This window comes from Streptomyces sp. NPDC101234 (assembly GCF_044767525.1).
In the GTDB taxonomy this organism is placed as follows: Bacteria; Actinomycetota; Actinomycetes; order Streptomycetales; family Streptomycetaceae; genus Streptomyces; species Streptomyces sasae.
Window position 1 is genome coordinate 20216 of the sequence record NZ_JBIWOA010000015.1, and the last position, 25792, is coordinate 46007.

The 25792-nt window shown below is 70.0% G+C and carries 20 protein-coding genes and 1 pseudogene; 8 read left to right on the plus strand and 13 right to left on the minus strand.

Annotated elements, in window-relative coordinates; genetic code table 11:
- The first annotated feature begins 25 nt into the window (after window positions 1-25).
- From ACIRR9_RS26625 to ACIRR9_RS26655, 7 genes and pseudogenes are all read left to right on the plus strand, one after another.
- Window positions 26-1009, plus strand: a complete 984-nt coding sequence (locus ACIRR9_RS26625; protein ID WP_403756438.1) for a fumarylacetoacetate hydrolase family protein — start codon at window positions 26-28, stop codon at window positions 1007-1009.
- Window positions 1006-1968 (plus strand): cyclase family protein, encoded by a 963-nt coding sequence (locus ACIRR9_RS26630; RefSeq protein ID WP_403756439.1) that lies wholly within the window; start codon window positions 1006-1008, stop codon window positions 1966-1968. Before ACIRR9_RS26625 ends, ACIRR9_RS26630 begins: the two co-directional genes overlap by 4 nt.
- A gap of 192 nt (window positions 1969-2160) precedes the next feature.
- Window positions 2161-3309 carry an FAD-dependent oxidoreductase gene (locus tag ACIRR9_RS26635; protein ID WP_403756441.1) on the plus strand — a complete coding sequence of 383 codons (1149 nt, stop codon included), beginning with the start codon at window positions 2161-2163 and terminating at the stop codon, window positions 3307-3309.
- A complete protein-coding gene (locus ACIRR9_RS26640; RefSeq protein WP_403756444.1) occupies window positions 3306-4313 on the plus strand; it encodes an amidohydrolase family protein in 1008 nt (335 codons plus the stop codon). The genes ACIRR9_RS26635 and ACIRR9_RS26640 overlap by 4 nt, the downstream gene beginning before the upstream one ends.
- A 49-nt stretch (window positions 4314-4362) precedes the next feature.
- Window positions 4363-5301, plus strand: a complete 939-nt coding sequence (locus tag ACIRR9_RS26645; protein ID WP_403756446.1) for a VOC family protein — start codon at window positions 4363-4365, stop codon at window positions 5299-5301.
- A 114-nt stretch (window positions 5302-5415) separates the two neighbouring features.
- Window positions 5416-6387, plus strand: a complete 972-nt coding sequence (locus ACIRR9_RS26650) for a fumarylacetoacetate hydrolase family protein (protein WP_403756449.1) — start codon at window positions 5416-5418, stop codon at window positions 6385-6387.
- An 8-nt stretch (window positions 6388-6395) separates the two neighbouring features.
- A pseudogene (locus tag ACIRR9_RS26655) lies at window positions 6396-7135 on the plus strand (SDR family NAD(P)-dependent oxidoreductase).
- A 139-nt stretch (window positions 7136-7274) separates the two neighbouring features.
- Here the strand turns inward: ACIRR9_RS26655 and ACIRR9_RS26660 are convergent.
- The 11 genes from ACIRR9_RS26660 to ACIRR9_RS26710 all read right to left on the minus strand — a co-directional run bounded on the left by ACIRR9_RS26660 (window position 7275) and on the right by ACIRR9_RS26710 (window position 21023).
- A complete protein-coding gene (locus tag ACIRR9_RS26660; protein WP_403756451.1) occupies window positions 7275-8336 on the minus strand; it encodes an Ldh family oxidoreductase in 1062 nt (353 codons plus the stop codon).
- Between the two features lie 44 nt (window positions 8337-8380).
- Complete coding sequence (locus tag ACIRR9_RS26665; protein WP_403756454.1) at window positions 8381-9433, minus strand: proline racemase family protein; 1053 nt, start codon at window positions 9431-9433, stop codon at window positions 8381-8383.
- Complete coding sequence (locus ACIRR9_RS26670; RefSeq protein WP_403756457.1) at window positions 9433-10239, minus strand: amino acid ABC transporter ATP-binding protein; 807 nt, start codon at window positions 10237-10239, stop codon at window positions 9433-9435. The genes ACIRR9_RS26665 and ACIRR9_RS26670 overlap by 1 nt, the downstream gene beginning before the upstream one ends.
- A gap of 23 nt (window positions 10240-10262) precedes the next feature.
- The gene (locus ACIRR9_RS26675; RefSeq protein ID WP_403756459.1) at window positions 10263-11234 is read right to left on the minus strand and encodes an amino acid ABC transporter permease; all 972 of its coding nucleotides are present in this window, start codon (window positions 11232-11234) and stop codon (window positions 10263-10265) included.
- An 18-nt stretch (window positions 11235-11252) separates the two neighbouring features.
- Window positions 11253-12185: an ABC transporter substrate-binding protein gene (locus tag ACIRR9_RS26680; RefSeq protein ID WP_403756462.1), complete on the minus strand. Its 933-nt coding sequence runs from the start codon at window positions 12183-12185 to the stop codon at window positions 11253-11255.
- Between the two features lie 433 nt (window positions 12186-12618).
- On the minus strand, window positions 12619-13290 hold the full coding sequence (locus ACIRR9_RS26685; protein ID WP_403756969.1) for a GntR family transcriptional regulator: 672 nt from the start codon (window positions 13288-13290) through the stop codon (window positions 12619-12621).
- 140 nt (window positions 13291-13430) lie between these two features.
- Complete coding sequence (locus ACIRR9_RS26690; protein WP_403756465.1) at window positions 13431-15467, minus strand: FAD-dependent oxidoreductase; 2037 nt, start codon at window positions 15465-15467, stop codon at window positions 13431-13433.
- Between the two features lie 25 nt (window positions 15468-15492).
- The gene (locus tag ACIRR9_RS26695) at window positions 15493-17004 is read right to left on the minus strand and encodes an aminobutyraldehyde dehydrogenase (protein WP_403756468.1); all 1512 of its coding nucleotides are present in this window, start codon (window positions 17002-17004) and stop codon (window positions 15493-15495) included.
- Window positions 17005-17127: 123 nt separating this feature from the next.
- Window positions 17128-18030 (minus strand): 4-hydroxy-tetrahydrodipicolinate synthase, encoded by a 903-nt coding sequence (dapA, locus tag ACIRR9_RS26700; protein WP_403756471.1) that lies wholly within the window; start codon window positions 18028-18030, stop codon window positions 17128-17130.
- Between the two features lie 99 nt (window positions 18031-18129).
- A complete protein-coding gene (locus ACIRR9_RS26705) occupies window positions 18130-19518 on the minus strand; it encodes an NAD(P)/FAD-dependent oxidoreductase (RefSeq protein ID WP_403756474.1) in 1389 nt (462 codons plus the stop codon).
- A 137-nt stretch (window positions 19519-19655) separates the two neighbouring features.
- Complete coding sequence (locus ACIRR9_RS26710; protein ID WP_403756477.1) at window positions 19656-21023, minus strand: MFS transporter; 1368 nt, start codon at window positions 21021-21023, stop codon at window positions 19656-19658.
- Window positions 21024-21364: 341 nt separating this feature from the next.
- Between ACIRR9_RS26710 and ACIRR9_RS26715 the strand changes: the two genes are divergently transcribed.
- Complete coding sequence (locus tag ACIRR9_RS26715; RefSeq protein WP_403756480.1) at window positions 21365-23182, plus strand: helix-turn-helix domain-containing protein; 1818 nt, start codon at window positions 21365-21367, stop codon at window positions 23180-23182.
- A 64-nt stretch (window positions 23183-23246) separates the two neighbouring features.
- Here ACIRR9_RS26715 and ACIRR9_RS26720 read toward each other — a convergent pair whose 3' ends face one another.
- Both ACIRR9_RS26720 and ACIRR9_RS26725 read right to left on the minus strand, forming a co-directional pair.
- A complete protein-coding gene (locus tag ACIRR9_RS26720; RefSeq protein ID WP_403756483.1) occupies window positions 23247-23792 on the minus strand; it encodes a hypothetical protein in 546 nt (181 codons plus the stop codon).
- 29 nt (window positions 23793-23821) lie between these two features.
- Window positions 23822-25651 (minus strand): FG-GAP-like repeat-containing protein, encoded by a 1830-nt coding sequence (locus tag ACIRR9_RS26725; protein ID WP_403756486.1) that lies wholly within the window; start codon window positions 25649-25651, stop codon window positions 23822-23824.
- Window positions 25652-25792: the final 141 nt, after the last annotated feature.

The following is a 25792-nucleotide window of genomic DNA, read 5'->3' on the forward strand; positions in this document are numbered from 1 at the left end:
CCGCGACCCCGCAGGAGGAAATCTGATGGCAATGCTCGCGCAACCTGCCGGCCCGTTCGCGCTCGGCACGTTCTCCGCCCCGGACCGGGAGCCGTTCCCCGGTCTGCTGGCCCGGGAACAGGTGCTCGACCTGAGCAGAGCGCTGGACTGGACGCCGGCCGGCCTGCGCGCCGTGGTCGAACGCTGGGAGGAGACCCTCCCCGTACTGCACTCCCTGGCGGACGACGTGACGCTGGACTGGCAGCCGCTGGAGGGTCTGCGGGTGCACGCTCCCATCGAGCCGCGGCAGATATTCCAGTCCGGTGCCAACTACCGGCAGCACGTGATCGATCTGGAGGTCGCCCACCGCTCCCCCGACGACCCGCGCACGGTCGAGGAGGCGCGGGCGGAGATCGCCGCGGTGATGGACCGGCGGGCCGCCGAGGACCTGCCGTACGTGTTCATCGGTCTGCCGACCACGATCGCCGGGCCGTACGACGACGTCGTGCTCCCCGGGTGGGCCCAGCAGCCGGACTGGGAGCTGGAGTTGGCTGCCGTCATCGCCAAGCCGGCGTACCGGGTGTCGGTCGAGGAGGCCCTGGAGTACGTGGCCGGGTACACGATCGCCAACGACCTCACCGACCGGGCGACCGTCTTCCGGCGGGACATGAAGGCCATCGGCACCGACTGGCTGCGCTGCAAGAACGCTCCCGGCTTCACCCCGCTCGGGCCGTGGCTGGTGCCGGCCGGGTCGATCGCCGACCCGGGTGATCTGCGGGTGACGCTGAAGCTGAACGGAGACACCATGCAGGACGAGTCGACGAAGGACATGCTCTTCGGGATCGCCCGTCTGGTGTCGTACATTTCGCAGACGGCCCAACTGCTGCCCGGAGACCTGGTGTTGACCGGGAGCCCGGCCGGGAACGGCATCCACTGGGGGCGGTTGCTGCGCGACGGCGACGTGATGGAGGGTTCCGTCACGGGGCTCGGTGTACAGCGCACCCGCTGTGTCGCGGAGGGGACGGAATGAGCCTGGACCGGCACGACCCGGAGGGCGCGATCGCCGAGGCCGCCAAGGCGTACTCGAACTGGGGGCGTTGGGGCGAGGACGACGTGCTCGGCACCCTGAACTTCCTGGACGAGGCCAAACGGCGCGAGGGTGCCGCGCTGGTACGACGGGGTGTCAGCTTCTCGCTGTCGCAGGCCTTCGACATGGACGGCCCGCAGAAGGGCTGGCGCCGGCGCACCAACCCGGTGCACACGATGCTGGACACCGGCACCGACGCGGCCCTCGGCAACCAGGGCTTCCCGCACGGCATCGGCGGCGCCGACGACGTGATCGCGATGCCGTTGCAGTGCTCCACCCAGTGGGACGGGCTCGGGCACATCTTCGACCACGGCAAGGCCTGGAACGGGCGGGACGCGGCCAAGGTCGTCACCTCCGACGGCGACCTGGTCACCGGCATCGAGCACATGGCGCCGTACGTCGCGGGGCGCGGGGTGCTGCTGGACGTGGGCCACGTGGTGGGTACCGAGGGCGAGTTGCCCGACGGGTTCGCCATCACCGAGGAGCAGCTGGCAGCGACTGCCGCGGCGCACGGGGTGGCCGTGGGCCGCGGAGACATCGTCCTAGTGCGGACCGGGCGGCTGGCCCGGGCCCGGCGTGAGGGCTGGGGCGAGTACGCGGGCGGGCCCGCGCCGGGGCTGTCGTTCACCGCTGCCGGGTGGCTGCACGGCACCGAGATCGCCGCGATCGCGACCGACACCTGGGGGTTCGAGGTGCGGCCGAACGAGTTCGAGAACGCCTTCCAGCCGCTGCACCAGGTCGCCATCCCCAACATGGGTCTGCTCATCGGCGAGATGTGGGACCTCGACGCCCTCGCCGCGGACTGCGCGGCCGACGGTGTGTACGAGTTCTGGCTGACCGCCGCGCCGCTGCCCATCACAGGCGCCGTCGGTTCGCCGGTCAACCCGGTCGCCGTCAAGTAGCTCCCCAACTGCACCAGTTCCGCCAGGTCCGCCAGTTCCGCACAGCCGCCGGATGTGCCGCCCTCCTCGGACAGCAGCGGCGCATCCGGCCCGCACCTCCGTCTCCACCCCTGGCCCGCCGCACCGGCGGGCAAGAGCCGCATCCACGCCGCCCGAAGTCGCGCGGCCCGAACCCGGGAGGTATCCCCCGACATGGCTGACAGCCTCACCCCTACCGTCCTCGTCGTCGGCGGGGGCACCTCCGGTAACGCCCTGACGGTGCTGCTGCGCCGAGCGGGCATCGCCGTCGATCTCGTCGAGGCGAGCCCCGACTGGAAGGCCTCGGCCGGTTCCGGCATCACCCTGCAGGGCAACGCGCTGCGGGTGCTGCGCGAGGTCGGCGTCTTCGAGGAGATCGAGAAGGACGGGTACGCCGCCAACGGCGTCGCGGTCCTCGCCCCCGACGGCACCGTGATCCACGCCCACGAGGAACTCCGCACCGGCGGCGACCAGTTGCCCGCGCACATCGGCATGCAGCGGCCCAAACTCCAGCAGCACCTGATCGACCGGGTGCGCTCCTCGGGCGCCGACATCCGGCTCGGCACCACGGTCACCGCGTTCGAGCAGGACGACAAGGGCGTGGACGTCACCTTCTCCGACGGCACGAGCCGCCGTTACGACCTGGTGGTCGGCGCCGACGGACTGAACTCCGCCACCCGCCGGATGATCGGCATCACCGACGAGCCCAAGCCTGTCGGCATGGGCATCTGGCGTGCCCCGGCACCCCGCCCGGCCGGTGTGGACCGCACCGAGATGATCTACGGCGGCCGTTGTTTCATAGCCGGCTACTGCCCGACCAGCGAGGACACGGTCTACACCTACCTCGTCGAACCGGCCCGCGACCGCGCCACGATCGACCCGGCCTCGTACGCCGACGAGATGCGGTCGCTGTGCGAGGGCTACGGCGGCGCGTGGAAGGAGCTGCGCGAGGCGTTCACCGATCCCTCGGTCGTCAACTACACCTGGTTCGACCGGCACTTGGTGGAGGGGCCCTGGCACCGCGGCCGGGTGGTGCTCGTCGGCGACGCCGCCCACGCCTGCCCGCCCACCTTCGCCCAGGGCGCCGCGATGTCCCTGGAGGACGTCCTGATCCTGGCCGAGCTGCTGACCGGCCTCGACGACTGGGACGCCGAGTCCCTCGACCGGGTGCTCACCGGTTACCACGCCCGGCGGCTGCCCCGGGTGACCATGGTGGTCGACGCCTCCTGCCAGCTCACCGACTGGATGCTGGAGGGCCGACGGGACGCGGACGTGCCCGGGCTGATGTTCCGTACGCTCACCGCCCTCAAGGAACTGCCGTGACCGAGCCCGGGTCGACACCGACGATCGACGTCCACGCCCATCTCCTCCTCCCGGACGTGGAGGAGGCCGTCGCCGGGCAGCCGGGGCTCGCGGAGGCCCGCGCCCTGGACGCCCGGCGCAACGGGCCGGCGGCCCTGGCCGTGAACGGCCCGATGGTCGGGCAGCGGGTGCCCCGGCTGACGGACGTCGCCGTGCGCCTGGCCGCGATGGACGAGCAGGGCGTGGACGTGCAGCTGGTCAGCCCCTCGCCGTCGCACTACCACTACTGGGCCGACGCCCAACTGGCCGACCGTGTCTGCCGGTTGGCGAACGAGGGCACCGCGCAGCACTGCGCGAAGGCGCCGGACCGGCTGTACGGTCTCGGTCTGGTCCCGCTCCAGCACCCAAAGTCGGCTCCGGCGTTGCTCGACGACGCGCTGGAGCAGGGGCTGCGAGGGGTTGAGATCTCCTCGCACGCGCCCGGCCGTGAGCTGTCGGACCCGGCTTACGATGCCTTCTGGGCGCGGGCGGAGGAGACGGGGGCGCTGGTCTTCCTGCACCCGTTCGGCTGCACGCTCGACGAGCGCCTGGACCAGTGGTACCTGTCCAACACCGTGGGCCAGCCCACCGAGAACGCCGTCGCGCTCTCGCACCTGATCTTCTCCGGTGTCCTGGACCGCCACCCCGGCCTGAAGCTGATCGCGGCCCACGGCGGCGGCTATCTCCCCACCCACCTGGGCCGCTCCGACCACGCCTGGCGGGCCCGCCCCGACGCGCAGGACTGCGCGCGCGAGCCGAGCAGCTACCTCCAGCAGCTGTACTTCGACTCCCTCGTCCACGACCCGCACGTACTGCGGGAGTTGATCCGGGTCGCCGGCGCCGACCGGGTGCTGCTCGGCTCCGACTTCCCCTTCGACATGGGCACGGAGGACCCGCTGGGCGCGCTGCGCGCCGCGGACCTGTCCGACCCCGACTTCCATGCCGTGCGAGGCGGCACCGCCGCCGCACTGCTGAATCTTTTCTGAACTGCTGGATCTGTTCCGAACTGCTGAATTGTTCTGAGGAGGAACCCCCATGAGCAACCGTCTGCTCACCCACCTCCGGCACGTCGACCTCGCCGTGCCCGACTACGACAAGCAGCTGGACTTCTACGCCGGTGTCTGGGGTCTGACCAAGGTCGCCGAGGAATCGGGCATCTCCTTCCTGGCCGCCGAGGGCTCGCCCGAGCAGTACGTGATCCGGCTGCGCCAGGCCGACGAGAAGCGCCTCGACCTGGTGTCGTACGGCGCCGCCTCCGCCGCGGACGTCGACATCCTTGCCGAGCAACTCCTTGCCGGTGGCGTGCAGTTGATCTCACAACCGGGCAAGGTCGACACGCCCGGAGGCGGTTACGGCTTCCGGTTCTTCGACGTGGACGGCCGGACCATCGAGGTCTCCGCGGATGTCGAGGTACGCCGGCACCGGAAGATCGAGGAGAAGGAGTCGATCCCGGTCAAGCTGTCGCACGTGGTGCTCAACTCCCCCGACCTGGACAGGACCCGGGCCTGGTACGAGGAGCACCTCGGTTTCCGGCTCTCCGACACGCTCAGCTCGCCGCACATGGGCGAGGTCATGCACTTCATGCGGATCTCCAACCAGCACCACTCGATGGCGCTGGCGAAGGGCCCGCACACCTCGCTGCACCACGTCTCCTTCGAGATGCGCGGCATCGACGAGTACATGCGCGGCTCCGGCCGGGTCATCCGGGCCGGTTTCAAGAAGGTCTGGGGTCCGGGCCGGCACATGGCGGGTGACAACACCTTCACGTACTTCCTCGACCCGCACGGCAACACGGTCGAGTACACCACCGAGTTGGAGCTCCTCGACGAGGACACCTGGCACCCGAGCGTCTACGACTTCTCCAAACCCGAGGTCACCGACCAGTGGGGCACGGCCAACCCGATGAACGAACTGGTCGCCAAGGAGTCGTTCAACGACGTCGACCGCGGTGTCTTCGTGGCCCCGCCGGTCTGACCGTCCTGCTCCTCGCCTCTGCTCCGGGGGCGCGGCGACTCCCTGTCACTGCCCTGACTGCCCGCCGCGTCCCCGGGCTCGTTCCACCCGTTCTCCTGACGAACTGGACCTCCCATGCGTTTCGCCACGTACGAGTACCGCTCCCGACGCCAGGTGGCCGTCGTCGAAGAGGACGACCACCTGTATCCGCTGCCCGGGGTCACCTCGCTGGCCGGGCTGCTCGCGGCGGGCGGGGGGCTGCCCGAACTCCTGGAGGCGGGCGCGGCGATGCTCGATATGCCGGCCGGTCCGCATGTCTCGGAGGTGCGGCTGCTGCCGCCGCTCCAGCCGCCCACCGTGCGGGACTTCGTCACCTTCGAGGAGCATGTCGAGGGCGTACGGCGGTCCATCGACGGCAACGCGGGCGTGCCCGAGCAGTGGTACGCGGCTCCGACCTTCTACTTCACCAACCCCTACGCGGTGTACGGCCCGCACGACCACATCCCCGTACCGCCCGGCTCCCACGTGCTGGACTTCGAACTCGAAGTCGCCGCCGTGATCGGCAGGGAGGGCCGCGACCTCACCCCCGAGCAGGCCCGCGAGCACATCGTCGGCTACACCGTCTTCAACGACTGGTCCGCGCGCGACCTGCAGTCCGCCGAGATGAAGGTGAACCTCGGCCCCTGCAAGGGCAAGGACACCGCCACCACGCTGGGCCCGTACCTGGTCACCGCCGACGAGTTGGAGAAGTACCGGGACGAGGACGGCTTCCTGCGGCTCGCGCTCACCGCCGAGATCAACGGCGAGGTGGTCGGCGAGGACCTGCTGTCCAACATGAGCTGGACCTTCGAGGAGATGGTCGCGTACGCCTCCCGGGGCACCTGGGTGCGCCCCGGTGACGTGCTCGGCTCGGGAACCTGCGGCAACGGCGGCTGCCTGGCCGAGCTGTGGGGTGTACGGGGCCGACAGGACCCGCCGCCGCTCAAGCCGGGCGACACCGTCACGCTCACCGTGGAGGGCATCGGCAGCGTCTCCAACACGGTGGTGACCGGATCCGAGCCGCTGCCGCTGCCGGTCGCCCGGCGCCGTGACCGGGCACGGCCGTGACCGACGACCTGCATCCCAAGAGGCTCCTAGGCAAGGTCGTCGTGGTCACCGGCGCGGCCGGCGGGCAGGGCGCGGCGGAGGCCGAGGCGCTGACCCGCGAGGGCGCGCGGGTGATCGCCACCGACGTCGTCGAGGCACCGGGCTGCCGCCGCCTCGACGTGACCCGCGAGAACGACTGGGCGAAGCTGGCCGCCGATCCGAACGAGGCGTACGGGCAGGTGCACGGCCTGGTCAACAACGCGGGCATCACCTGGCGGGCCCGCATCGACGACGTACGACCCGCGGACATGGCCCGCGTCCACGCGGTCGACGTGACCGGGCCGCTGCTCGGCATCCAGTACCTGGCACCGCTGATGCGGCCCGGCGCGTCGATCGTGAACGTCGGTTCGGCGGCGGCCCTGACCGCCCATTACCCGGTGGCGTACACGGCCGGCAAGTGGGCGCTGCGCGGCCTGTCGAAGACGGCCGCGATGGAACCGGTCCGCGCGGTATCCGCGTCAACACCGTCCTGCCGGGCTTCATCGAGACGGAGATGACCGCCTCGGCCGCGCCCGCGTTCCGCGAGGCGAACCTCCGGGAGACCCCGCTCGGCCGCACCGGAACCGTCGACGAGGTCGCCCCGCTCGTGGTGTTCCTCCTCTCCGACGAGGCGTCCTTCGTCACCGGTGCCGAGATCCCGGTCGACGGCGGTCTCATGGTGCACGGCGGCATGAAGTCCCTCTCGCACGCCGTACGCGCCGGCTCCTGAACGAACAGCAACAACAGAACCCTGCCGCTGACCGGCGAGCACTGCGTCCACCGGGTCATCACCGGCCTCGGCGTCCTCGACGTGACACCCGGGGGACTCGCGCTCGTGGAGTGCGCGCCGCGGGTGACGGCGGAGGAGATCACGCACCGTACGGACGCTCCGCTGGTCCGGACGGTGTAGGCACCTGTTCCTGAACCGACTTGCGGGTCGCGGCGAGGAGCCGGTCGGCCAGGTCGCGGTCCAGCCGGACGGTCTTCGGGGGCTGCGGGGACGTGGTCCAGGCGGGCAGCCGTACCGAGTGTTCGTCGTGCAGGCGCTGGACGTGCTGCTCGGCGCGTGGCACGGATCCCGGGAACGTGTCCGGGGACAGGCACAGGACGAACAAGCCGATGCCCGGGGGGCCGGAGCCGTGGTCGAAGGGGGCCGCGTCGACGGAGAACGCGGCGCCCGCCAGGGTGGCCAGCAGTTCGCCGAGGAGCGCAATGTTGCCGCCCCGGTGACCGCCGAACGGCAGCAGTGCGCCCTGGAGCGCCTGGTCCGGGTCGGTGGTCGAGGCCCCGTCCGGTCCGACGGCCCAGCCTTCGGGAAGCGGTGTTCCGGCCTGCGCCGCCCGGCGCACGTTGACGTACGCCGTCTGCGACGACGCCTGGTCGATGACGAACGGCCGGCTGTCGGCGCGGGGCACTGCGTAGGCGATCGGGTTGGTCCCGAGCACCCTCGTGGCGGAACCCCCGAGTGACATCAGAGCCGGGCTGTTGGCGCATGCCACGGCGATCAGTCCGGCCTCGGCCAGCCGCCGGGGGTAGTGGCCGAGCTCGCCGCAGGTGTAGGAGTTCCGGATCCACAGCGTCGCCGTCCCCAGCCGTGCCGTCGTCTCCACCAGCTCCGGGAAGGCCTCGTCGAAGGCGACCTGGGCGAGTCCGTCGCGGGCATCGGCCACGATGCAGGCCGGTGCGGGCCGGAGCACCTCCGGTTCCACGTCGGCGACGATACGACCGGACTCGTACGACCGGAGGTAGTCAAACAGGTGCGCGACCCCTACGGCCGTGTTGCCCGCGCTCTCCGCCTCGACGGTGGCCAGGGCGAGCGACCGCGCGGCACACTGATCGGCACCCGCGGCCTGCGCCGCCTGCGTGCAGAGTTCGATCAGCCGATCGCGGTCGACCGTGACCGTCCCTGCCTCGCCGGACTGCTGTGCCATGGATGTCCTCTCCTCCTCGACGCACCGTGTGCCCGCCCTGTGGGTCACGCCCACAGGTCGCCAACCGTGAAGCCCTCGGTGAAGGGGTCGTCGGGATCGAGGACATAGGTGCTGTACCCGGAGATCCAGGCTTCGCCGCTGATCGTCGGAACGACCGCCTTGTACGGGCCGACCTTCGTCTCCTTGATGAGCTCGCCGGTGTAGACGGTGCCGAGGATCCCTTCGTGGCGGAACCGCTCGCCCAGTCGCAGCTCGCCCTTGGCGTGCAGGGTGGCCATGCGTGCGCAGGTGCCGGTGCCGCAGGGACAGCGGTCGATCGAGCCGGTCCAGGTCGCGGGGTCGGCGAAGTCGACGGGGCCGCTCGCCACGGTGACCGCGTTCTTCCGGTCGGTGGCCGGGTTGTCGGTGGGTCCGGAGAGCTGGGAGATCGTGATGCCGATCCCCGGGTACTCCGGATGCTCGACCGGCAACTGTTCCTGGGCGGCGCGGAGGATGAGCGAGGAGACCCGGGTGATCTCCCGGCCGTGCGACGGGGTCAGCCGCAGCCCCTTGAACTGCCGTACGTCCGCGATCACGTAGAACATGCCGCCCCAGCCGACGTCGACGGTGACCCTGCCCAGTTCGGGGACGTCGATCACGGCGTCGAGGTGTGCGGCGAAAGCGGGCACGTTCTCGAAGGTCACCTGCCTGACCTTGCCGTCCCGGCACTCGGCGCGGATCCCGATGAGCCCGGCCGGAGCCTCCAGCTTGAACTCGGTGACCGGCTCCTGCATCGGGATCATGCCGGTCTCCAGCAGCACGGTCGCAACGGCGATGGTGTTCCCGCCGCTCATCACCGGGTACTCGACCTGCTCCATGATGATGTAACCGGCCGCCGCGTCCGGGTGCTTGGGCGGAACGATCAGGTTGCAGCACAGGGGAGGATAGCCTCGGGGCTCGCGCAGCATGAGTCGGCGGAGCTGGTCGTCGTTCGCCTCCAGCCACTTCATCTGCTCGTGGACCGAGACACCGGGAATGTTGGGGACACCCCCGGTGATGACACGCATCGGCTCGCCCGAGTGCGTCTCGACGGCGTGGATCATTCGCTTGAACGTCATCACAGAATGCTGTCGATGAAGGAGCGTGTGGACTCGTGCGCGGGTGCGTCGATGACCTGGGACGGCGGGCCCTTCTCCACGAGCCGGCCCTCGGACATGAAGACCACCTCGTCGGCGACGCCCCGGGCGAAGCCGATCTCGTGGGTCACCACGATCATTGTCATCCCACTGGTGGCGAGCCGCTTCATGACGTTGAGGACTTCACCGACCAGCTCGGGGTCGAGCGCCGAGGTCGGCTCGTCGAACAGCATGACGCTGGGCTTCATGACAAGAGCGCGGGCGATCGCCACCCGCTGCTGCTGACCGCCGGACAGGGTACTCGGGTAGACATCGGCCTTGTGGGCCATCCCCACCTCTTCCAACGCCTGCAGCGCGTCCCGCGTGGCGGTGGCCCGGTCCACGCCCTTGACCCGGCGCGGGGCCTCGATGAGGTTCTCCATCACCGTCATGTGCGGGAAGAGGTTGTACGACTGGAAGACCATGCCGGTCCTGGTGCGCTGCTTCGCGATGGCCGACGGCGGCAGCTCGTGCAGCTTGTCGCCCTTGATGCGGTAGCCGATCACCTCGCCGTCGACGATGACGGTGCCGCTGGAGGGGCGTTCGAGGTGGTTGACGCACCGCAGCAGGGTGCTCTTGCCCGAGCCGGACCGCCCCAGCATGACTACCACCTGACCGCGGTGCACCTCCAGGTCGACGCCCTTGAGGATCTCGACCTGCCCGAAGCTCTTGTGGAGATCGATGACCCGGACGATCGGATCGGTCTTCGGGCTGTCAGTGGCGCGGGTTGCCGTCTCTGTTGCGTTCATTCGGAGCTTCACCGGTCCTTTCGTCACGCCGTGGTCGGGTTGTCGTTCGCCCGGGGCTGCTGCGGACGCCGCGAGCCCAGTGCCCGCAGTTTCGCGACTCCGCTCGGCCGGCCCGCGCCGGCCTGGACTCCGCGGCCGTAGTGACGCTCGATGTGGCCCTGGATGTAGGAGAGCACCGTGGTGCACACGAGGTACCAGATCGAGATCACGACGAGCAGCGGGATGGTGTGGAAGTTCTGGGAGTAGATGAGTTGTGCCGAGTACAGGAGGTCGGCGAGGGCGATGATGCTCACCAGCGAGGTGTGCTTGAGCATGCCGATGACCTGGTTGCCGGTGGGCGGCACGATCACTCGCAGGGCCTGGGGCAGCACCACCCTGCGGAAGGTCAGCCAGCGGTTCATGCCGAGTGCCACGGCCGCCTCCGACTGGTGTCCGGGCACGGAGAGGAGTCCGCCGCGGACGATCTCCGCCATGTAGGCGGATTCGTTCAGGGTCAGACCGATGATGGCGACGGCCCACAGGGTCAGCACACTGTTGGTGGACGCGCCGACGATCTCGACGCCGCCGAACGGCACGCTGATCGACAACCGGGGGTAGAGGGCCGAGAGGTTGAACCAGAAGATCAGCTGGACGAGGAGTGGTGTACCCCGGAAGAACCACAGGTAGGCGCCCGCAAGGTAGGAGAGCACCCGGTTCTCGGACATCCGGCAGGCGGCCAGGACGATCCCGAGGACGATGCCCAGGGTCATGGACACCGCGGTGAGGATCAGCGTGGTGCCCAGGCCCTTCATGATCTCGGCGTTGAACAGGTAGTCCCGGACGAGCGGCCAGTCGAAGTTGCGGTTGTTCACCACGGAGTAGCCCAGGTCCGCCGCGATGAAGAGAACGATCAGGGCGGTCAGGCGCCGGCCCTGGTACCGCATCGGCACGATCTCCGAAGGCGGAGTGGCTGACGGATCCACATGTGTGGCGTCGACGGTGGTAGCTGCTTTCATCGTTCGCGTCCCCTTCGATCAGCCGGCGGAGGACGGCAGGATCTCGGCCTTGTCGATCAGACCCTGGCCGTCGTTGAACTTGTCGAGGATCTTCTTCAACTCACCGTTCTCGATCAGGTGGTTGGTGGCCGCCTCGATCGCCTTCGCCATCTGCGCCGAATCGCTGTTGTGGCCCAGCACGAAGCCGGTCTTGTACTTGGGGGCCCAGGGCAGCTCGACCAGCTTGAACCCGTCCTTGGACTGGCTCAGCACGTAGGCGATCTGGCTGGCGCTGCTCACCGCCGCGTCGACGCGCCCGCCGCGCAGGGCGAGGTTGACGTTGGCCTGCGCCTCGAAGGTCTTGACGGTGATCGCCTTCTTGCCCGCGCTCTTGCACTTGTCCGCGAGTTCCCCGGCCAGCTTGGCCTCGGCGGAACCGAGCTCGGCGGCCAGGGTGTGACCGCAGAGGTCCGTTTCCGAGGCGGCGCTGGTGATCCCGCTGCCGGCGGGCACCATGAGCGCGTCGCTCGACGAGTGGTTGATCACGAAGGTGACGGTCGCGGTGCGCTCGGGCGTCGCGTAGATCTCTCCGGTCGCGCCGTCGTAACGGCCCGCCTGGAGACCGGCGATGATGCCGCCGAACGGGACGATCTTGACGTCGACCTTCAGGCCCAGGACCGCCGCGATCTGCCGCACGTTCTCTACGTCCCAGCCGGTCGGCGTGGCGCCGTTGGCCGGCTCGATCACCGCGGGCGGGTAGGTGGCCGCGGCGATCGTCAAAGTCCCCTTCTCGGCAATGGCCTTGGGGACCATGGCGGCGATCGAGTCGACCTTCTTCGACACATCGCCCGAGCCGGCGGAGGCGGTGGACCCGTCGTTCGACGAACCGCACGCGGCCGTCGACCCGATCAGGGCGAGGGATCCGACGATCGCCGCGAAGTGGACAAGACGAGGATGACGCAGACGCTTCATGACGCGCTCCTTTGGCGGAAAATGCCAGGGCGGATTGATTCCGACTCGGGCCCGGATCACGCTGACGCGGGGCTCGGTGGTGGCACGTAACTTCGCACCTCCACTAGGGCCTGACAAGATGTGATCACATATCTTTTTTGCTTCGTTATCTGCCAAAGAGCCTGTGACCTGGGAAAACGCTACTTTCGAAAAATTCGATGCGTTGGTGCGGGGCCGATCACGAGGCTCACGGGCATGCCGGAGCGGGCGGTGGCACGGCCGGCCACCGCCCGCGTGAACCACCTGTCCGACTCACGTCGGGCAGTTCGGGGCACAAGGATTCAGTGACGTTCAGTGACGATCCGGACGAATTCCGGTCACCGGACGCCGGTCCGGGAGTCCGCGAGGCAAGTCCCGGGCTCGGTCGAGGAGTTGAGAACCGCCGGAGCGGGCGTCAGCCCTGGGGTTCGAGTCGCGACTTGATCCGGTCGGTGGCATCGACGAGCGACTCGTTGGAGATCGCGGCCGCCGTCTCGGGATCGCTCGCGTCCGCGGCCTCGACGAGGCGTTCCTGGTAGCGCCAGAGCGAGTTGTCGCCGGGCGCGTCGAGCGCGGCGCGGGCACCGACGATCTTGTAGGCGCGGCAGTGCTGCCACATCGTGCGGATCGTGCCGAGCAGCACGGGGTTGCCGGCCGCCTCGTAGAGGATGGCGAGCAACGCCTCGTCGTGGTCGAGGTAGGGGACGACGGCGCCCTCGGTGATCGCGCGCCGCATCAGCTCGTACTCCTGGCGCATACGGGCGACGTCCGCGGAACCGATCCGCGCGGCACCGCGGCGCGCGGCCTCGACCTCCAGGAGGCGTCGTGTGTCGTAGACGTGGAGCAGTTCGGCGGGGTCCAGGCCCTTGACCACCGAGCCCTTGTGCGGAACGCGTTCGGCGAAGCCGGACTCCTCGAGGCGCCGGATCGCTTCACGCACCGGCATCACACTGGTTCCGACCTCGGCGGCGATGTCGCGGATACGCAGACGGTAGCCGGCCGGATACTCGCCGGTCGTGATGGCCTCGTGCAGCACCGCGTACACCTTGTCGGTCAGCGAGGGCGAGGGCTCGACGCGCTTGGACATAGGCACGACTGAATCATAAACAGGCTGGTCGGTGGAGGGGTTCGGGGCGCCACCTCCGCCGCGGCCTGCCCCCTGGACGCGGCAGGGACATGTGCGCGGTTTCAAGGGCTCCTGCTACGGACGCGACCTGTCACGGCGGCTCAGATCGCCCGGCAGAGGCGTGCCGCGTCCAGCATCGCGGCGTGGACGTTCCTGCTTGCCACCGCATCCCCGATGCGGAACAGCCGGAACGAGCCCTCTTCGTTGCGTACGACCGACTGGGGCCCGCGGTCGAGGAGAGCCGCCAGGTCGACGGCACCGAGGTTGGTCGAGGAGCCCACCAGTTCGTCGTACAGCTCCTGGACCGGGTCGGTGCCCATCTCCGCCACGACGGCGTCGAATGTGCGGCGTTCACGGAACCCGAAGCCGTCGACGCCGAATTCCGCCTCCAGGCCGTCCGGAGTCCTGCTGACCCCGTGCAGCCGGCGCAGGACCGTCACCGTGACACCGTTCTCCGCCAGCGAGTTGAAGTAACCGGCCGCTGTGAGGGAGCCGACGTCGGGCGACGGCGTTCGCTCCGGTGTGACGAGCTCGACCGTGGCGCCTCCCCCGACGAGGGCCTCCACCGCGTCGAGTGCCTGGTTGCCGCCGTGGTCGTCGTAGACCAGCACATGTCCCCGGGGGCGGTGTGCCCCGGAGAGGACGTCCCAGGTGTCGGTCACCAACCCGGCCCCGGGGATGCGGGGGGCCGCGGGTGTACCGCCGGTCGCGACGATCACGACGTCCCATGGCTGGTCGTCGAGGAGGGTCTCGGCGGTGACATAGGTGTTCAACGAGATCCGGACACCCAGACGGGCGAGTTCCTCGGTACGCCAGTCGATGATGCCGCGCAGATCACGGCGGCGCGGAGCGAGCGAGGCGAGCAGCAACTGGCCGCCCACCTTGTCGGCGGCCTCGAAAAGGTGCACGTCGTGGCCGCGTTCGGCGAGGACCCGGGACGCCTCCAGACCTGCGGGCCCGGCCCCCACGACCGCCACCCGGCTTCCCGTGCTCGCACGGTCGATGCGCTGGGGTACCTCCAATTCCCGCCCGGTGGACGGGTTGTGCATGCAGTACGCGGCGCCGGAGGCGTAGATGCCGTCGATGCACATGTTGGCGCCGACGCACGGGCGGATCCGGTCGGTGCGGCCGTCGCGGACCTTGTTGGGCAGTTCGGGGTCGGCCATCAGCGCCCTGGTCATGCCGACCAGGTCGAGCAGTCCCTCGGCGACGGCGTACCGCGCGGTGGCGACGTCGCTGATCCGGGCTGCGTGCATGACCGGGACGGAGAGCTTCTGTCTGATCCGGCCGGCGAACTCCAGGTGCGGGGAGGCCGGTGTGGACATCGGCGGAATGGTGCGGGCCAGATGGGCGTCGGTGCCGATCGAGCCCTTGATCAGGCTGATGAAGTCGATGCCGGCCGCGGTGATGTCCTCGGCGATGCGCAGCGCCTCCGGCGTCTCCAGGCCGCCCTCGCGCTCCTCGTCGAAGGTCATCCGGGCGCCGATGACGAAGTCCGTTCCGACTGCTGCTCGTACGGCTCGGATGACCTGGAGCGGGTAGCGCATCCGGTTCTCGTACGTGCCGCCGTAGTCGTCGTCGCGGTGGTTCCAGAACGGCGTCCAGAACGAGTCCAGCAGGTGCCCCCAGGCCATGAGTTCGATGCCGTCCAGGCCGGCCGCCTCGCAGCGCTGGGCGACGTCGACGAAGTCCTGGAGCACCCGGTCGAGGTCCCACTGCTCGGCCGCCTTGGCGAACGCCCGGTGTGCGGGCTCGCGGACGTTGCCGGCCGAGATGGCCGGGAGCCAGTTGTCGGTGTAGTTGCTGGTGCGATGGCCGAGGTGGGTGAGCTGGGTCATCACGGCGGCGCCCTGCTCGTGCACCTGGTCGGCGAGGCGGCGCAGCCAGGGCTCCGCCTCCTCCTTCCAGAGCTGGAGGTTGCCGAACGCGGGTGCGCTGTCCCGGCTGACCAGGGCGCTGCCGCCGATCATCGTCAACGCGACACCGCCGCGGGCCTTCTCGACGTGGTAAGCGCGGTAGCGGTCCTTGGGCAGGCCGTCCTCGCTGTACGCGGGCTCGTGTGACGTGCTGACGATGCGGTTGCGCAGGGTCAGGTTCTTCAGGACGAACGGACTCATCAGGGGGTCGTCAACGGTCACAGCAGACCTCCGGGTACGGACGGGTTCAGCGCCCGTGGTTGTGCATGACGTGCTTGGTGCGCGAGTAGTCGTCCAGTGCGTAGATCGAGAGGTCGCGGCCGTAGCCGGAGCCCTTGAAGCCGCCCCAGGGGACCTCACTGGCCAGCACGAGGTGGGAGTTGACCCAGACAGTCCCGAAGTCGAGGCGGGCTGCGATGTCGTGGCTGCGGCGGGCGTTCTCGGTCCACACGGACGCGGACAGGCCGAGGGGGACGTCGTTGGCTCGTCGTACGGCCTCGTCCTCGTCGGTGAAGGTCTCGACCGTGATCACCGGGCCGAAGATCTCCTCACGGGCGGCCTCGGCTCCTTCGGGGACGTCGACCAGGACGGTCGGGGCGACGAAGTAACCGGGACCGTCCAGGGCCCCGCCGCCGATCGCCACCCGGACACCCTCCTTCTTCGCCCGCTCCAAGTACCCCGTGACCCGGTCGAAGTGGGCCTTGGAGACCATCGGGCCGACCTCGACGTCCTCACCGGCCTGCGGCTCGCCGACGACCAACGCCCCGACCTCGCCTACGAGTTCCTCGACGAACGCGTCGGCGACCGACTCGTGGACGAGGACACGGCAGGCAGCCCCGCACTCCTGGCCCGAGTTCCAGAAGCCTGCGACGCGCAACGCTGCTGCTGCGGCCGTGAGGTCGGCGTCCTGGAAGATCACCACCGGTGCCTTGCCGCCGAGTTCGAGGTGGACGCGCTTGAGGGTGTCGGCGGCAGCCCGGGCGACGGCGCGGCCGCTGTTGACCGAACCGGTCAGGGCGATCATGTTCACGTCCGGATGCTCGGCGAGCCGGGCACCGACGGTCGTACCGTAGCCGTTCACCACGTTCAGCACACCGGCAGGCAGCAGGTCGGCGACGAGTTCGGCGAACTTCAGCGTGGTCAGCGGGGTCTGCTCGGACGGCTTGAGGACCAGGGTGTTGCCTGCGGCGAGGATCGGGGCGATCTTCCAGACCGCCATGAGCAGGGGGTAGTTCCACGGGGTGACCACGCCGACGACACCCAGGGGTTCGCGCAGGATGACCGAGAGGTGGTTCTCCGCGTAGTCGCCGGCGGCCAGGGACGTGGTCGCGCGGACCGCGCCGGCCATGAAGCGGAAGGTGTCGATCGCCTGGCCGACGTCGTCGCGGGACACCGCGAGCGGCTTGCCGGTGTTCGCCGACTCCAGCCTGCTCAGCAGGTCGGTGTGGTCGGCCAGCCGGTCGGCGATCGCGTGCAGCAGCTCGGAACGCTCCCTGGGCAGCAGCCGGGCCCACCGGCCCTTGGCCGCCACCGCGGCCGCCACCGCCCGGTCGACGTCCTCGGCGCTTCCCTCGGAAATCCGGGCGATGACGTCCTCCGTGCACGGGTCGACCACGTCGATGACACGGTCGGTCGCCAGCTCGGCGAAGGCACCGTCGACGAAGTGCCGGGCCGGCGGAAGGTCGCCCTCGGCGAGCAGGGACGGTACGTCGGCCGCGCGCCGAACGGCGGCTGTCGTCTGGTCGGCAGCAGTGCTCATGGTCGGTGGCTCCTCGGGGAGTGGTCGGGTCGTACTGCTGGGGTGCGGTGGCCGCCGTGTCGTACGGCCGGGTGCGGTGGCCGTACCGTCGTGCGGCCGATTGCCGTGGTGTCGTGCCGTTCGTCAGTGCGCGGCGGAGAGCTGCGGCAGTGTCGCCTCGACCAGGGCGGAGATCCTGGCCGTCGTGGCGGCGTCGAGCCCGAGGAGAGGTTCACGGGGGCCGCCGACCGGGACCCCGGCGGCGTTCAGTGCGGCCTTGACGGCCTGGATGAAGGGGGCGGACATGATCGCGTCCATCAGCGGGTAGATCCGCGCCCACTCGGCCCGGGCCCGGTCGAGTTCACCGGCGCGCAGTGCACGGTGGATGGAGACGAGTTCGGCGGGCATGACGTTGGCGGTGCCGGCCATGACGCCGGCGGCACCCTCGGTGATGGCCTGGAGGAGGAGGCTGTCCCAGCCGATGAACGTCGAGATGACGTCGCCGTGGTTGTGGATCAGGCGACCGGCCTGGGCCATGTCGGCGCTGGTGTCCTTGATGTACCGGATGTTGTCGACCTCGCGGGCGAGCTGTCCGACAGTGTCGGGGTCGAGGTTGACGCCGGTGGCACCCGGCAGGTTGTAGAGCATGATCGGGATCTGCACGGCCGCGGCGACGGTGCGCAGGTAGTGCAGGGTCTCGTCCATGGTCAACGGCTCGTAGTACGGGGTGACGACCATGAGGACGGAGGCTCCGGCGGCCTCGGCGTGCCGGGAGAGTTCGACGGCCTCGCGGGTGCTGACGGCGCCGGTCTGGGCGACGACGGGGACGCGTCCGGCGGCGTGGTCGACGACCGTCTCGACGACCTGGCGTCGTTCGGCGCCGGTCATCGCGGCGAACTCGCCGGTGGAACCGCAGGCGACGACGCCGTCGACACCGCCGTCGATGCTGCGGTCGACCAGACGACGCAGTGTCTTCTCGTCGAGCTGCCCGTCCGCGGCGAAGGGGGAGGCAAGTGCGGTCAGGACACCGCTGAGCTGTGCCGACATCTCTGGAGTCTCCTAAGGATCAGGATCAGGATCGGGTTCGGGTTCAGGTTCGGGTTCGGGTGAAGCAGTGGGTGCAGTGGGGCAGTGGGAGGGCCGGTCCTACGACGCGCTCGGCTCCCGAGTCAGGTCGCGCAGGGCCGTCTGCCGGTCGGTGGCGAGGAGGCTGCGGACTTCCTGAGCAGCGGAGAGGCCGGTCTGGATGGCGGTCTCGGTGTAGAGGGTGCCGAGGTAGTCACCGGCCAGGAACACCCGGCCACTGCGGCGCATCAGCGTCTGCTGGAGCCTGCCGCGCCCGGGGAAGCAGTACGGGGCGCCAGTGGGCCAGCGCTGGATCTCGGATTCCACGACGTTGTCGGGGAATCCGGGCAGGACCTGGTCGAGGTCGTCGAGGTAGATACGGCGGATGGTGTCGTCGTCGTGCTCCATCAGCTCGCGCGCGAGACTGCCGGGCGAGAAGGTCATGATGCTGCTGCCGGGCCGGCGCTCCCGTTCGTAGCCGTGCACCACGTTGGACATGTTCAGGGCGACGTTGAAGGACCGCTTCGGGGTGGCGATGCCGTAGGCGTCGTCCCAGACCTGACGGCCGGACTCGTCGGAGAGGAACGCGGCACTGACGTACGGGCCGTAGACGATCTTCGAGAGGGCCTCGCGGACCTCACGGTCGAGGTCGACCGCGACCCGGTGGCTCACCGTCGCCGGCGTGGCCAGGACCACGTAGCGGGCCTCGACCTCCTGCTCGACGCCGTCCTGGCGGTAACGGACCACGACCGAGGCGTCCTTCTGGACGATCTCGTCGACGGTCGCGTTCAGCCGCATCCGGTCGTCCAGGGCCGCGGCGATGGACTCGGTGAGGGTGGACGGGCCGCCCAGGATGCTCTGCGACAGACCGCCGCCGATGTTCCACACCAGGCTGAAGTAACCGACGCCCGCGCCTGCCGCGAGCTGGTCGATGTCCGCGGCGGACCGGGTGACCGTCGGCTTGAACAGGGCCTCGGCGTCCTCGGGCAGGTCGCCGATGAAGTCCTTGAAGGAGCGGTCGTTCATGAAGTCGTAGATCCGCTGCTGGTGCTGGGCCGCGCTCTCGTTCCGCCGCCGCTGCACGATCCGGGCGTAACGCGCCACGCGCAGCGCGACCTTGGCACCCGCCTTGACCATGCCGACCCGCGACTCCATGGACATCGGGATGCGGAAGGGGTACGTCTCGACACGGCCCTTGAGCAGCAGCTTGCCGTTCATCGCCAGACCCGCCAGCGAACCCGGCACCGCCACCGAGTCGACACCGGTGTTGTCCAGCAGCCACGCGGTCGCGGAGTTGCCGCCGGCGTAGACGTGCCCGCCCCAGTTCAGCCAGTACGGTCCGCGGCGCTCCGAGCGGATACGGCCGCCCACCCGGCCCTCGGACTCCAGCAGGACCGTGTCCCAGTGCCGCAGCCGCCAGCCGGCGGCCAGACCCGCGATACCGCCACCGACGATGACCACGTCTTTCATGGAAAACCTCCTGCGTATTCATGGGGGAAGATCTCGGCCGACGGACATGCCCGCGCGAGCCGCGGCGAGCGTCCGGGACTGCGGCCGAGGGGCGGCCCGGGGCCCCGGATGGTCGGGGCCCGTCCTGCCGGTGAAGCTCAGACGGCGGCGGGACGGCCGACGGGCTCTGACGTGGATGGCAGTGCGGCGGCCTCGTGCAGGGCCATGCCGCGGGTCTCGGGCGCCCACAGGACGGAGACCACGGCGCCGACGGCGTTGATGGCGGCGGCCGCGATCATGGTGCCGCCGATGCCCCAGCCGGTCAGGGCCATGGGCACAAGGTAGGTACCGACGGCGGCGCCGATGCGGCTGGCGGACGAGGCCAGGCCCACCGCGGAGCCGCGGACCTCGGTCGGGAACAGCTCGTTCGGGTAGACCCACTGCAGGATCTGGGTGCCGCCGATCAGGACGGCGTACGCGGCGAACAGCACCATGATCACAGCGGCCGGGGCGCCGGGGAAGACGCCGAGCAGCAGCAGGGCCAGGCCGGACCAGACGAAGCTGTGGATGACCAGCGGGCGCCGGCCCATCTTGTTGACGAAGAACAGCGAGATGACACAGCCGACCAGGAACATGACCGTGATCAGCGCCGAACCGACGTTGGCCAGGGAGCCTTCCAGGTGCAGCGCGCCGAGGATCTTCGGGCCGAAGGCGTAGACGGCGAACAGCGGCACGATGGAACAGGTCCAGAAGACGGAGATGTACAGCATCCGCCCGCCGTAGCCGGAACGCAGGATCGCCTTGATGTCGACGTTCTCGCGCTGCTCTCCCTCGTCCGGCAGGTCGGCGATCGACGCGTCCGGACCGTAGACCTTCTTCAGGACCGCCTCCGCCTCCGCGACTCGGCCCTTGTTCGCCAGCCAGCGCGGGGACTCGGGCGTGCCCAGGCGCAGCAGCACGATGACGGTGGCGGGCAGTGCGGCGCTCGCGAGCATCCAGCGCCAGCCGTCGTCACCGGTCTTCAGCAGCAGCTCGCCGACGATGTAGGCCGCCGCCGCGCCCACGAACCACATGACGACCAGACCGCCGAGCAGCGGGCCCCGGTAGCGGCGCGGGGTGAACTCGGCCAGCAGCGAGGTCGCGATCGGGTAGTCGGCGCCCACCGCCATACCGATCAGCAGCCGAAGCACGAACAGCCATACCGGGTCGTGCGCCCAGAACTGGGCGACGGAGCAGCCGATGATGGCGACCAGGTCGATGGTGTAGAGGACCTGCCGGCCGAACCTGTCCGTGAGGTAGCCGCCGGCGAAGGCGCCGAGGAAGATGCCGATGAGCGCGGACGCGCCGATGAGGCCCTGAGCGGAGTCGGACAGGTGCAGCTGCGGGGTGATCTGCACCATGGCGACGCCGATGATGCTCAGGACGTAACCGTCGAGGAACGGCCCTCCGGAGGAGTACAGCGCCAGTTTCTTGTGGAAACGCGACAGGGGCGCGTCATCCACCTTGTTTCCTGCGATTTCGGTCATCACAGCCTCCGGGAGCGGTCCCCGGACCACCTGTTCAAGGTACGTCCGGTCCGGGTGGGGTTTGATGGCTTGCCGGGAACGCCGCGACACCACTTGGGCTCTTGTCGCCCTGTGGGGACGTCGGCGCGGGCCGGCACGATCGGTACTGCGTTCTTCGGCCCGTCCGACAGGGGGACGGTGTCGTGGCGGGTGGGGCGAACTCTCGGTTTCCGGGGGACGCCGGCGGCATGGCCACCGGGTTGCCTCGAAGTATGTGAAGGCCGCGGTGGGCCAACAATGCCCTCGTTGCGGCAGGGGGTACGGGGGTACTTCCGAGTCAGAAGTTCGGCTACGGTTGCCGCATGGCCGGTCGCCCCCGAAACGCCGTGGTCCTCACCGAGGACGAACGGGCCGCACTCCTGCTGTGGACCCGCAGTCGCACCTGCTCACAGGCGCGGGCCCTGCGCGCGCGGATCGTGCTGGCCTGCGAGGGCGAGCCCACCAACACCGCCGTGGCCGAGCGCCTCGCCATCTCCCGCGACATGGTCGGCAAGTGGCGCGCCCGCTTCCTCGCCGAACGGCTGGCCGGTCTGGACGAGCAGCCCCGCCCCGGACGGCCGCCGGCGGCCGACGACGACACGGTGGCGCATGTCCTGGTCCGCACCCTCACCCCGCCGCCGCCCGGTGCGACGCGGGGCTGGTCGACCCGTTCGATGGCGGCCGAGACCGGGCTGAGCCAGAGCACGGTGAGCCGGATCTGGCGGACCTATCGCGCCCAGCCGGGTGTGCGCGTCCAGGCCGGCCCGCGTCGGGCGTGGTCCCTGCCCGACCGTGCCGAGGACGTGGTCGGACTGTTCATCGCCCCGCCGGTGTGCGTGCTCGCCGTGACGGTCCGGGCGGGGCGGGGCAGGTCCGTGCGCGGCTCCGGGGCGACCGTCGCCGGCCGGCTGTTCGGACAGGACCGGGACGCGGCCCACGTACTGGCCGTGGTCAGCGCGTTCGCGGCCCTGCGGGGCGAGCGGCAGACGGCGGACGTGCCCGGGCTGCAGGCGTTCGTGGAGCAGGTGAGTTCGGCCGCGGGTGCCGGGACGAGCGTGCACCTGCTGGCCTACGGCGCGTCCGGTGCCCTCGACCGGCCGGACACCTCCGGGCGCCGGCACCACGCGCCCAGCCCCGAGGCGTGGACGGAGGAGGCCCACCGCTTCCTCGCCGCCGACGACCGGCTCCCCCACGAACCGGCGTCCCGCGCGCCCCGTCTCCGTGACGCCCTGCTGACCTGGTCCACCACCTGGACCCCGTCCGCGGCCCCCTTCATCCGCATCGCCCCGCCGCGCCCGGCGTACGTCATCCCGGCCATCTGCGGCCCCGGAAACGACTCGAACGCCCCCGACACGCGCACACTCGGCCACCCCGGCCCGGCCGAAGCGGCGCAGATCACAGACCTCGATGCCGCGCCAGGCGCCCCGATCACCTCCGACCCGGTCATCGGCCGGCTGCGCGAGGCCCTTCTCACCGACGGCTACCGGCCGGGCGACCGGGTCCGGGAGGCCCCGCTCGCGCACGGCCTCGGACTCTCCCGCCGGGTCGTTCGCGCCGGCCTGCGGGGGCTCGCCGAGGAAGGCATGCTCGATCTGCTGCCCGGCGGTGCGACGGCGATCCCGGACGTCACCGCGAAGGACGTCCTCGACCTCTACGCCCTGCGCGCCAGCCTCGGTGCACTTCTGATGCGCCGCATCGCCATGCTGGGCCCCGAGAACCTCGCGCCGGCCTCGGCCGCACTGGCGGAGGTCCACGCCGCCGCCCGCGACAACGACCACCTCCGCATCCGGGAGGTCGACCTCCGCTACCAGGACGCCCTCGCCCGTATCGCGGACCTCCCCCAGGCCGCCCATACCTTCGAGCGCCTCACGGCCCGGCTGCGGATGTTCGTCACCGTCCTGGACATGGACTACAGCCAGGCCTGCGACACGATCGCCGACGAGGACACCGCCGTGCACGACGCGTTGCGCGCCGCGGACGGGAACGAGGCGGCGCGGCTGTGGCGGGTGAAGATCGAACGCTGCGTCCGCTACATGATCGCCCAGCTCTCCGAGGACGACGTGGCCCCCTACCTGTGGACCACGCTGGCGGGCAGGCCTCGCCTGCGACCGGGCGAGCCACGACGCGCGGCAGCGCACTGAGGCGAGTTCAGGCGCGCGGGTCGGTGGGCCGGGAGGTGAAGGCGGCCCCCGGTCATTGCCGCAGTCAGGTGGTCCTGGTCCGCCGGCGGCGTACGGCCGTGTAGCCGGCGGCGGTGACCGTCGCGCCGGCCACGACCGCGACTGCGACAACAGTGCCGGTGCGGGAGGAGGAACCGCCGGCCTGTTCGCAGTACCGGCCGTTGTCGTCCTCGACCGTGATGGTCAGGTGCCCCCGGTTGCCGATCGCTGCGGACTTCCCGTGCTGTCCGGCGATGTCGACCGGGTAGCTTCCCGGCCGGATGCCGCAGCTGATGGTTCCATAGCCCTCCCCAAGGCTGTTCTTCCCCATCTCCATCGTGACGTCCTTGGTGAACGCCGGGGACTTCACGGTGAAGCTGCCGTTGCCGTCCGCGGCCAGAGAGGTCAGGTCGGCGTCCGAGGTGACCACGACGGGCGCACCCCGCCGCAGGGGGCCGCCTGCCGTGCTGTCGCTGTCGTTTTCGCGGATGCTGACGCTCAGGCCCGAGCCGTCCGCCGCCGAGGCGGTGGGAGAGCCCGTGAGGCCGATGACGGTCGCGGTGAGGACGGTCGCCGCAGTACGCAGGTACATCGCGCGTAGCTCGCCTTCCTGGGAGGGGGTCAGCCGGCCTTGGGCGGTACGAGCATGTGCCCACGACCGAGGGTGGTGGAGGTGTCGGTGTAGAGGGTGGTCTCACCGTCCGACCAGCGCACCAGGAGGTCGTCGGGATCGCCCGGTGTGTAGGCACCCGCGGTCATGACCGAGGCCTGGGTCCACAGTCGGTCGGAGGGCGGCATCCGGACTTCCGTTCCCACACTGGAGGGGCCCGCGTCGCGGTAGAGCGAGACTCTGCCGTCCGACCAGCGCACCATCACGTCCCAGTTGGAGCCGCCGGTGAAGTTGCCGGCGGTGAGCAGCGTCGCTTTCTTCCAGGTGTCGTTGGGATCCCTGAGCCTGTGTTCGTGGAGGACGTCCTGGCCGTCGACGTCGGTGTACAGGGAGAGTTTCCCATCGCCCCAGCGGACCATGAGGTCGTCGGTCCGCTGGTTGTCGCTGAAGCGTCCGGCCGTGACCTGGGTGGCGTTCCGCCAGGTGGCGTTGGGTTTCTGGAGCTGCGTCTCCTCGGCGAACCCGCCATTGCCGTCGCCGGTGTAGAGGGTGACCTCACCGTCCACCCAGACCACTACGAGGTCGGCGGAGTCGCTGCCGGTGAAGTCGCCTCCGGCGATGACCCTGGCGTCCTTCCACGTGTCGGACTTCGTGATCCTTTTCTCGCCGGAGAAGCCGCCGTTGCCGTCACCGGTGTAGAGGGTGACTTCGCCGTTCCCCCAGACCACGACCATGTCGGTCCTGCCGTCGCCGTTGTAGTCACCGGAGGCCATCTTCTTGGCGTCGGTCCACCGGCCGCCGCCGGTGGGATACATGCTGTAGCCGCGCGGATATGTCTGTGGTTGGGTGTTGTTCTTCGCGGCGGCGTAGATCTCCAGGGCACGCTTGTCGTAGGTGACGGCGAAGGAGATGCGGTCGCTGTTGTTCTCCAAGCCGCCGCCGTAGTAGCCGCCGAGGTCGCCGATCACGGTTCCGCTGCCGGTCCTGGTGTTCAGGCCGGTGATCCAGGGGCTTCCGGAGGTGCCCCCGTAGAAGCCGCCGCAGTCCACACGCAGCTGCCGGTAGCCGGGAAGCCGCCGGGTCGTGACGCCGGGGCAGATGATCGGCCGGTTGCGGGGGTTGTGGCTTCCCGGGTAGCCGACCACGGTCACGGTCCGGGTGTAGTCGCCATTGACCTGGCCGAGCTTGAGGGCGGCACCGACGGCTTTCTGCAGGCTTTGGTTCCTGCTGTTCGTGCCCACCCGGGCGAAGGCGTAGTCCAGGTCGGAGTAGGCGTCGCGGGTGGGCTCGCCGCCCACCTTGTACCAGCGGGAATCGCGGATCCACTGCTGCACCGGGAACCGGCCGTAGGGAGCGGGGTTCGTCGCCAGGCCGTCGTAGCGGGGCACGAACATGCCCTTGCTGCCGCCTGAGCAGTGCGCGGCGGTCAGGATGACGTTGCCCTGCGGGCTGTCGACGACACTCGCCGAGCAGAAGCGCCCCTCCAGTTGGTCGGTGGCGGGATTCCTCGTGTAGTGGAAGAAGGTTCCGACGGTGGGAACGCCTGCGAAGTAGTAGCCGTTCTTGGCGGCTGCCGCGGCCGGCAGGCGGGCGGCGGGCTTCCAGCCTGCGGGCGCCTCGGAGCGGGGAGAGTCCGGTGTGGCCGCGGCCATCCGCTTGAACGTCCAGAACTTCTCGGCGGCTTCGCTCGTCCACTGGTCGTCTTGGACCGCTTGGACGTCGGCGGCGGGTGCGGGCGTCGAGGGTGTGGGCGTCGCCGACGTGGAGGGTGCGGTCGAGAGTAGGGGGTCGGCGATGGCGGGTGTGGCAGTTGCCAGCAGGACCAGCGCACAGGCTGACATCAGTAGCTTATGCATTCGAGTTATGTGCATGTTTCCTCAACGTGGCGGCATCCGGGTCCGAGGCGGCGGACTTCATGTGGTCGCCGCCGCGGCAACTGCGCTGTTCCGGCCGTTACTTCAGGGAGAGCCTGGCTCCCCGTT

What these genes read in the sequence shown, in the direction of transcription:
- ACIRR9_RS26720 (WP_403756483.1), bottom strand. Translation starts at nt 23,792, where the DNA reads ATGTACCTGCGTACTGCGGCGACCGTCCTCACCGCGACCGTCATCGGC.
- ACIRR9_RS26670 (WP_403756457.1), bottom strand. Translation starts at nt 10,239, where the DNA reads ATGAACGCAACAGAGACGGCAACCCGCGCCACTGACAGCCCGAAGACC.
- ACIRR9_RS26715 (WP_403756480.1), top strand. Translation starts at nt 21,365, where the DNA reads ATGGCCGGTCGCCCCCGAAACGCCGTGGTCCTCACCGAGGACGAACGG.
- ACIRR9_RS26705 (WP_403756474.1), bottom strand. Translation starts at nt 19,518, where the DNA reads ATGAAAGACGTGGTCATCGTCGGTGGCGGTATCGCGGGTCTGGCCGCC.
- ACIRR9_RS26695 (WP_403756468.1), bottom strand. Translation starts at nt 17,004, where the DNA reads ATGAGCACTGCTGCCGACCAGACGACAGCCGCCGTTCGGCGCGCGGCC.
- ACIRR9_RS26650 (WP_403756449.1), top strand. Translation starts at nt 5,416, where the DNA reads ATGCGTTTCGCCACGTACGAGTACCGCTCCCGACGCCAGGTGGCCGTC.
- ACIRR9_RS26680 (WP_403756462.1), bottom strand. Translation starts at nt 12,185, where the DNA reads ATGAAGCGTCTGCGTCATCCTCGTCTTGTCCACTTCGCGGCGATCGTC.
- ACIRR9_RS26710 (WP_403756477.1), bottom strand. Translation starts at nt 21,023, where the DNA reads ATGACCGAAATCGCAGGAAACAAGGTGGATGACGCGCCCCTGTCGCGT.
- ACIRR9_RS26660 (WP_403756451.1), bottom strand. Translation starts at nt 8,336, where the DNA reads ATGGCACAGCAGTCCGGCGAGGCAGGGACGGTCACGGTCGACCGCGAT.
- dapA (WP_403756471.1), bottom strand. Translation starts at nt 18,030, where the DNA reads ATGTCGGCACAGCTCAGCGGTGTCCTGACCGCACTTGCCTCCCCCTTC.
- ACIRR9_RS26725 (WP_403756486.1), bottom strand. Translation starts at nt 25,651, where the DNA reads ATGTCAGCCTGTGCGCTGGTCCTGCTGGCAACTGCCACACCCGCCATC.
- ACIRR9_RS26685 (WP_403756969.1), bottom strand. Translation starts at nt 13,290, where the DNA reads ATGTCCAAGCGCGTCGAGCCCTCGCCCTCGCTGACCGACAAGGTGTAC.
- ACIRR9_RS26625 (WP_403756438.1), top strand. Translation starts at nt 26, where the DNA reads ATGGCAATGCTCGCGCAACCTGCCGGCCCGTTCGCGCTCGGCACGTTC.
- ACIRR9_RS26630 (WP_403756439.1), top strand. Translation starts at nt 1,006, where the DNA reads ATGAGCCTGGACCGGCACGACCCGGAGGGCGCGATCGCCGAGGCCGCC.
- ACIRR9_RS26635 (WP_403756441.1), top strand. Translation starts at nt 2,161, where the DNA reads ATGGCTGACAGCCTCACCCCTACCGTCCTCGTCGTCGGCGGGGGCACC.
- ACIRR9_RS26675 (WP_403756459.1), bottom strand. Translation starts at nt 11,234, where the DNA reads ATGAAAGCAGCTACCACCGTCGACGCCACACATGTGGATCCGTCAGCC.
- ACIRR9_RS26665 (WP_403756454.1), bottom strand. Translation starts at nt 9,433, where the DNA reads ATGACGTTCAAGCGAATGATCCACGCCGTCGAGACGCACTCGGGCGAG.
- ACIRR9_RS26645 (WP_403756446.1), top strand. Translation starts at nt 4,363, where the DNA reads ATGAGCAACCGTCTGCTCACCCACCTCCGGCACGTCGACCTCGCCGTG.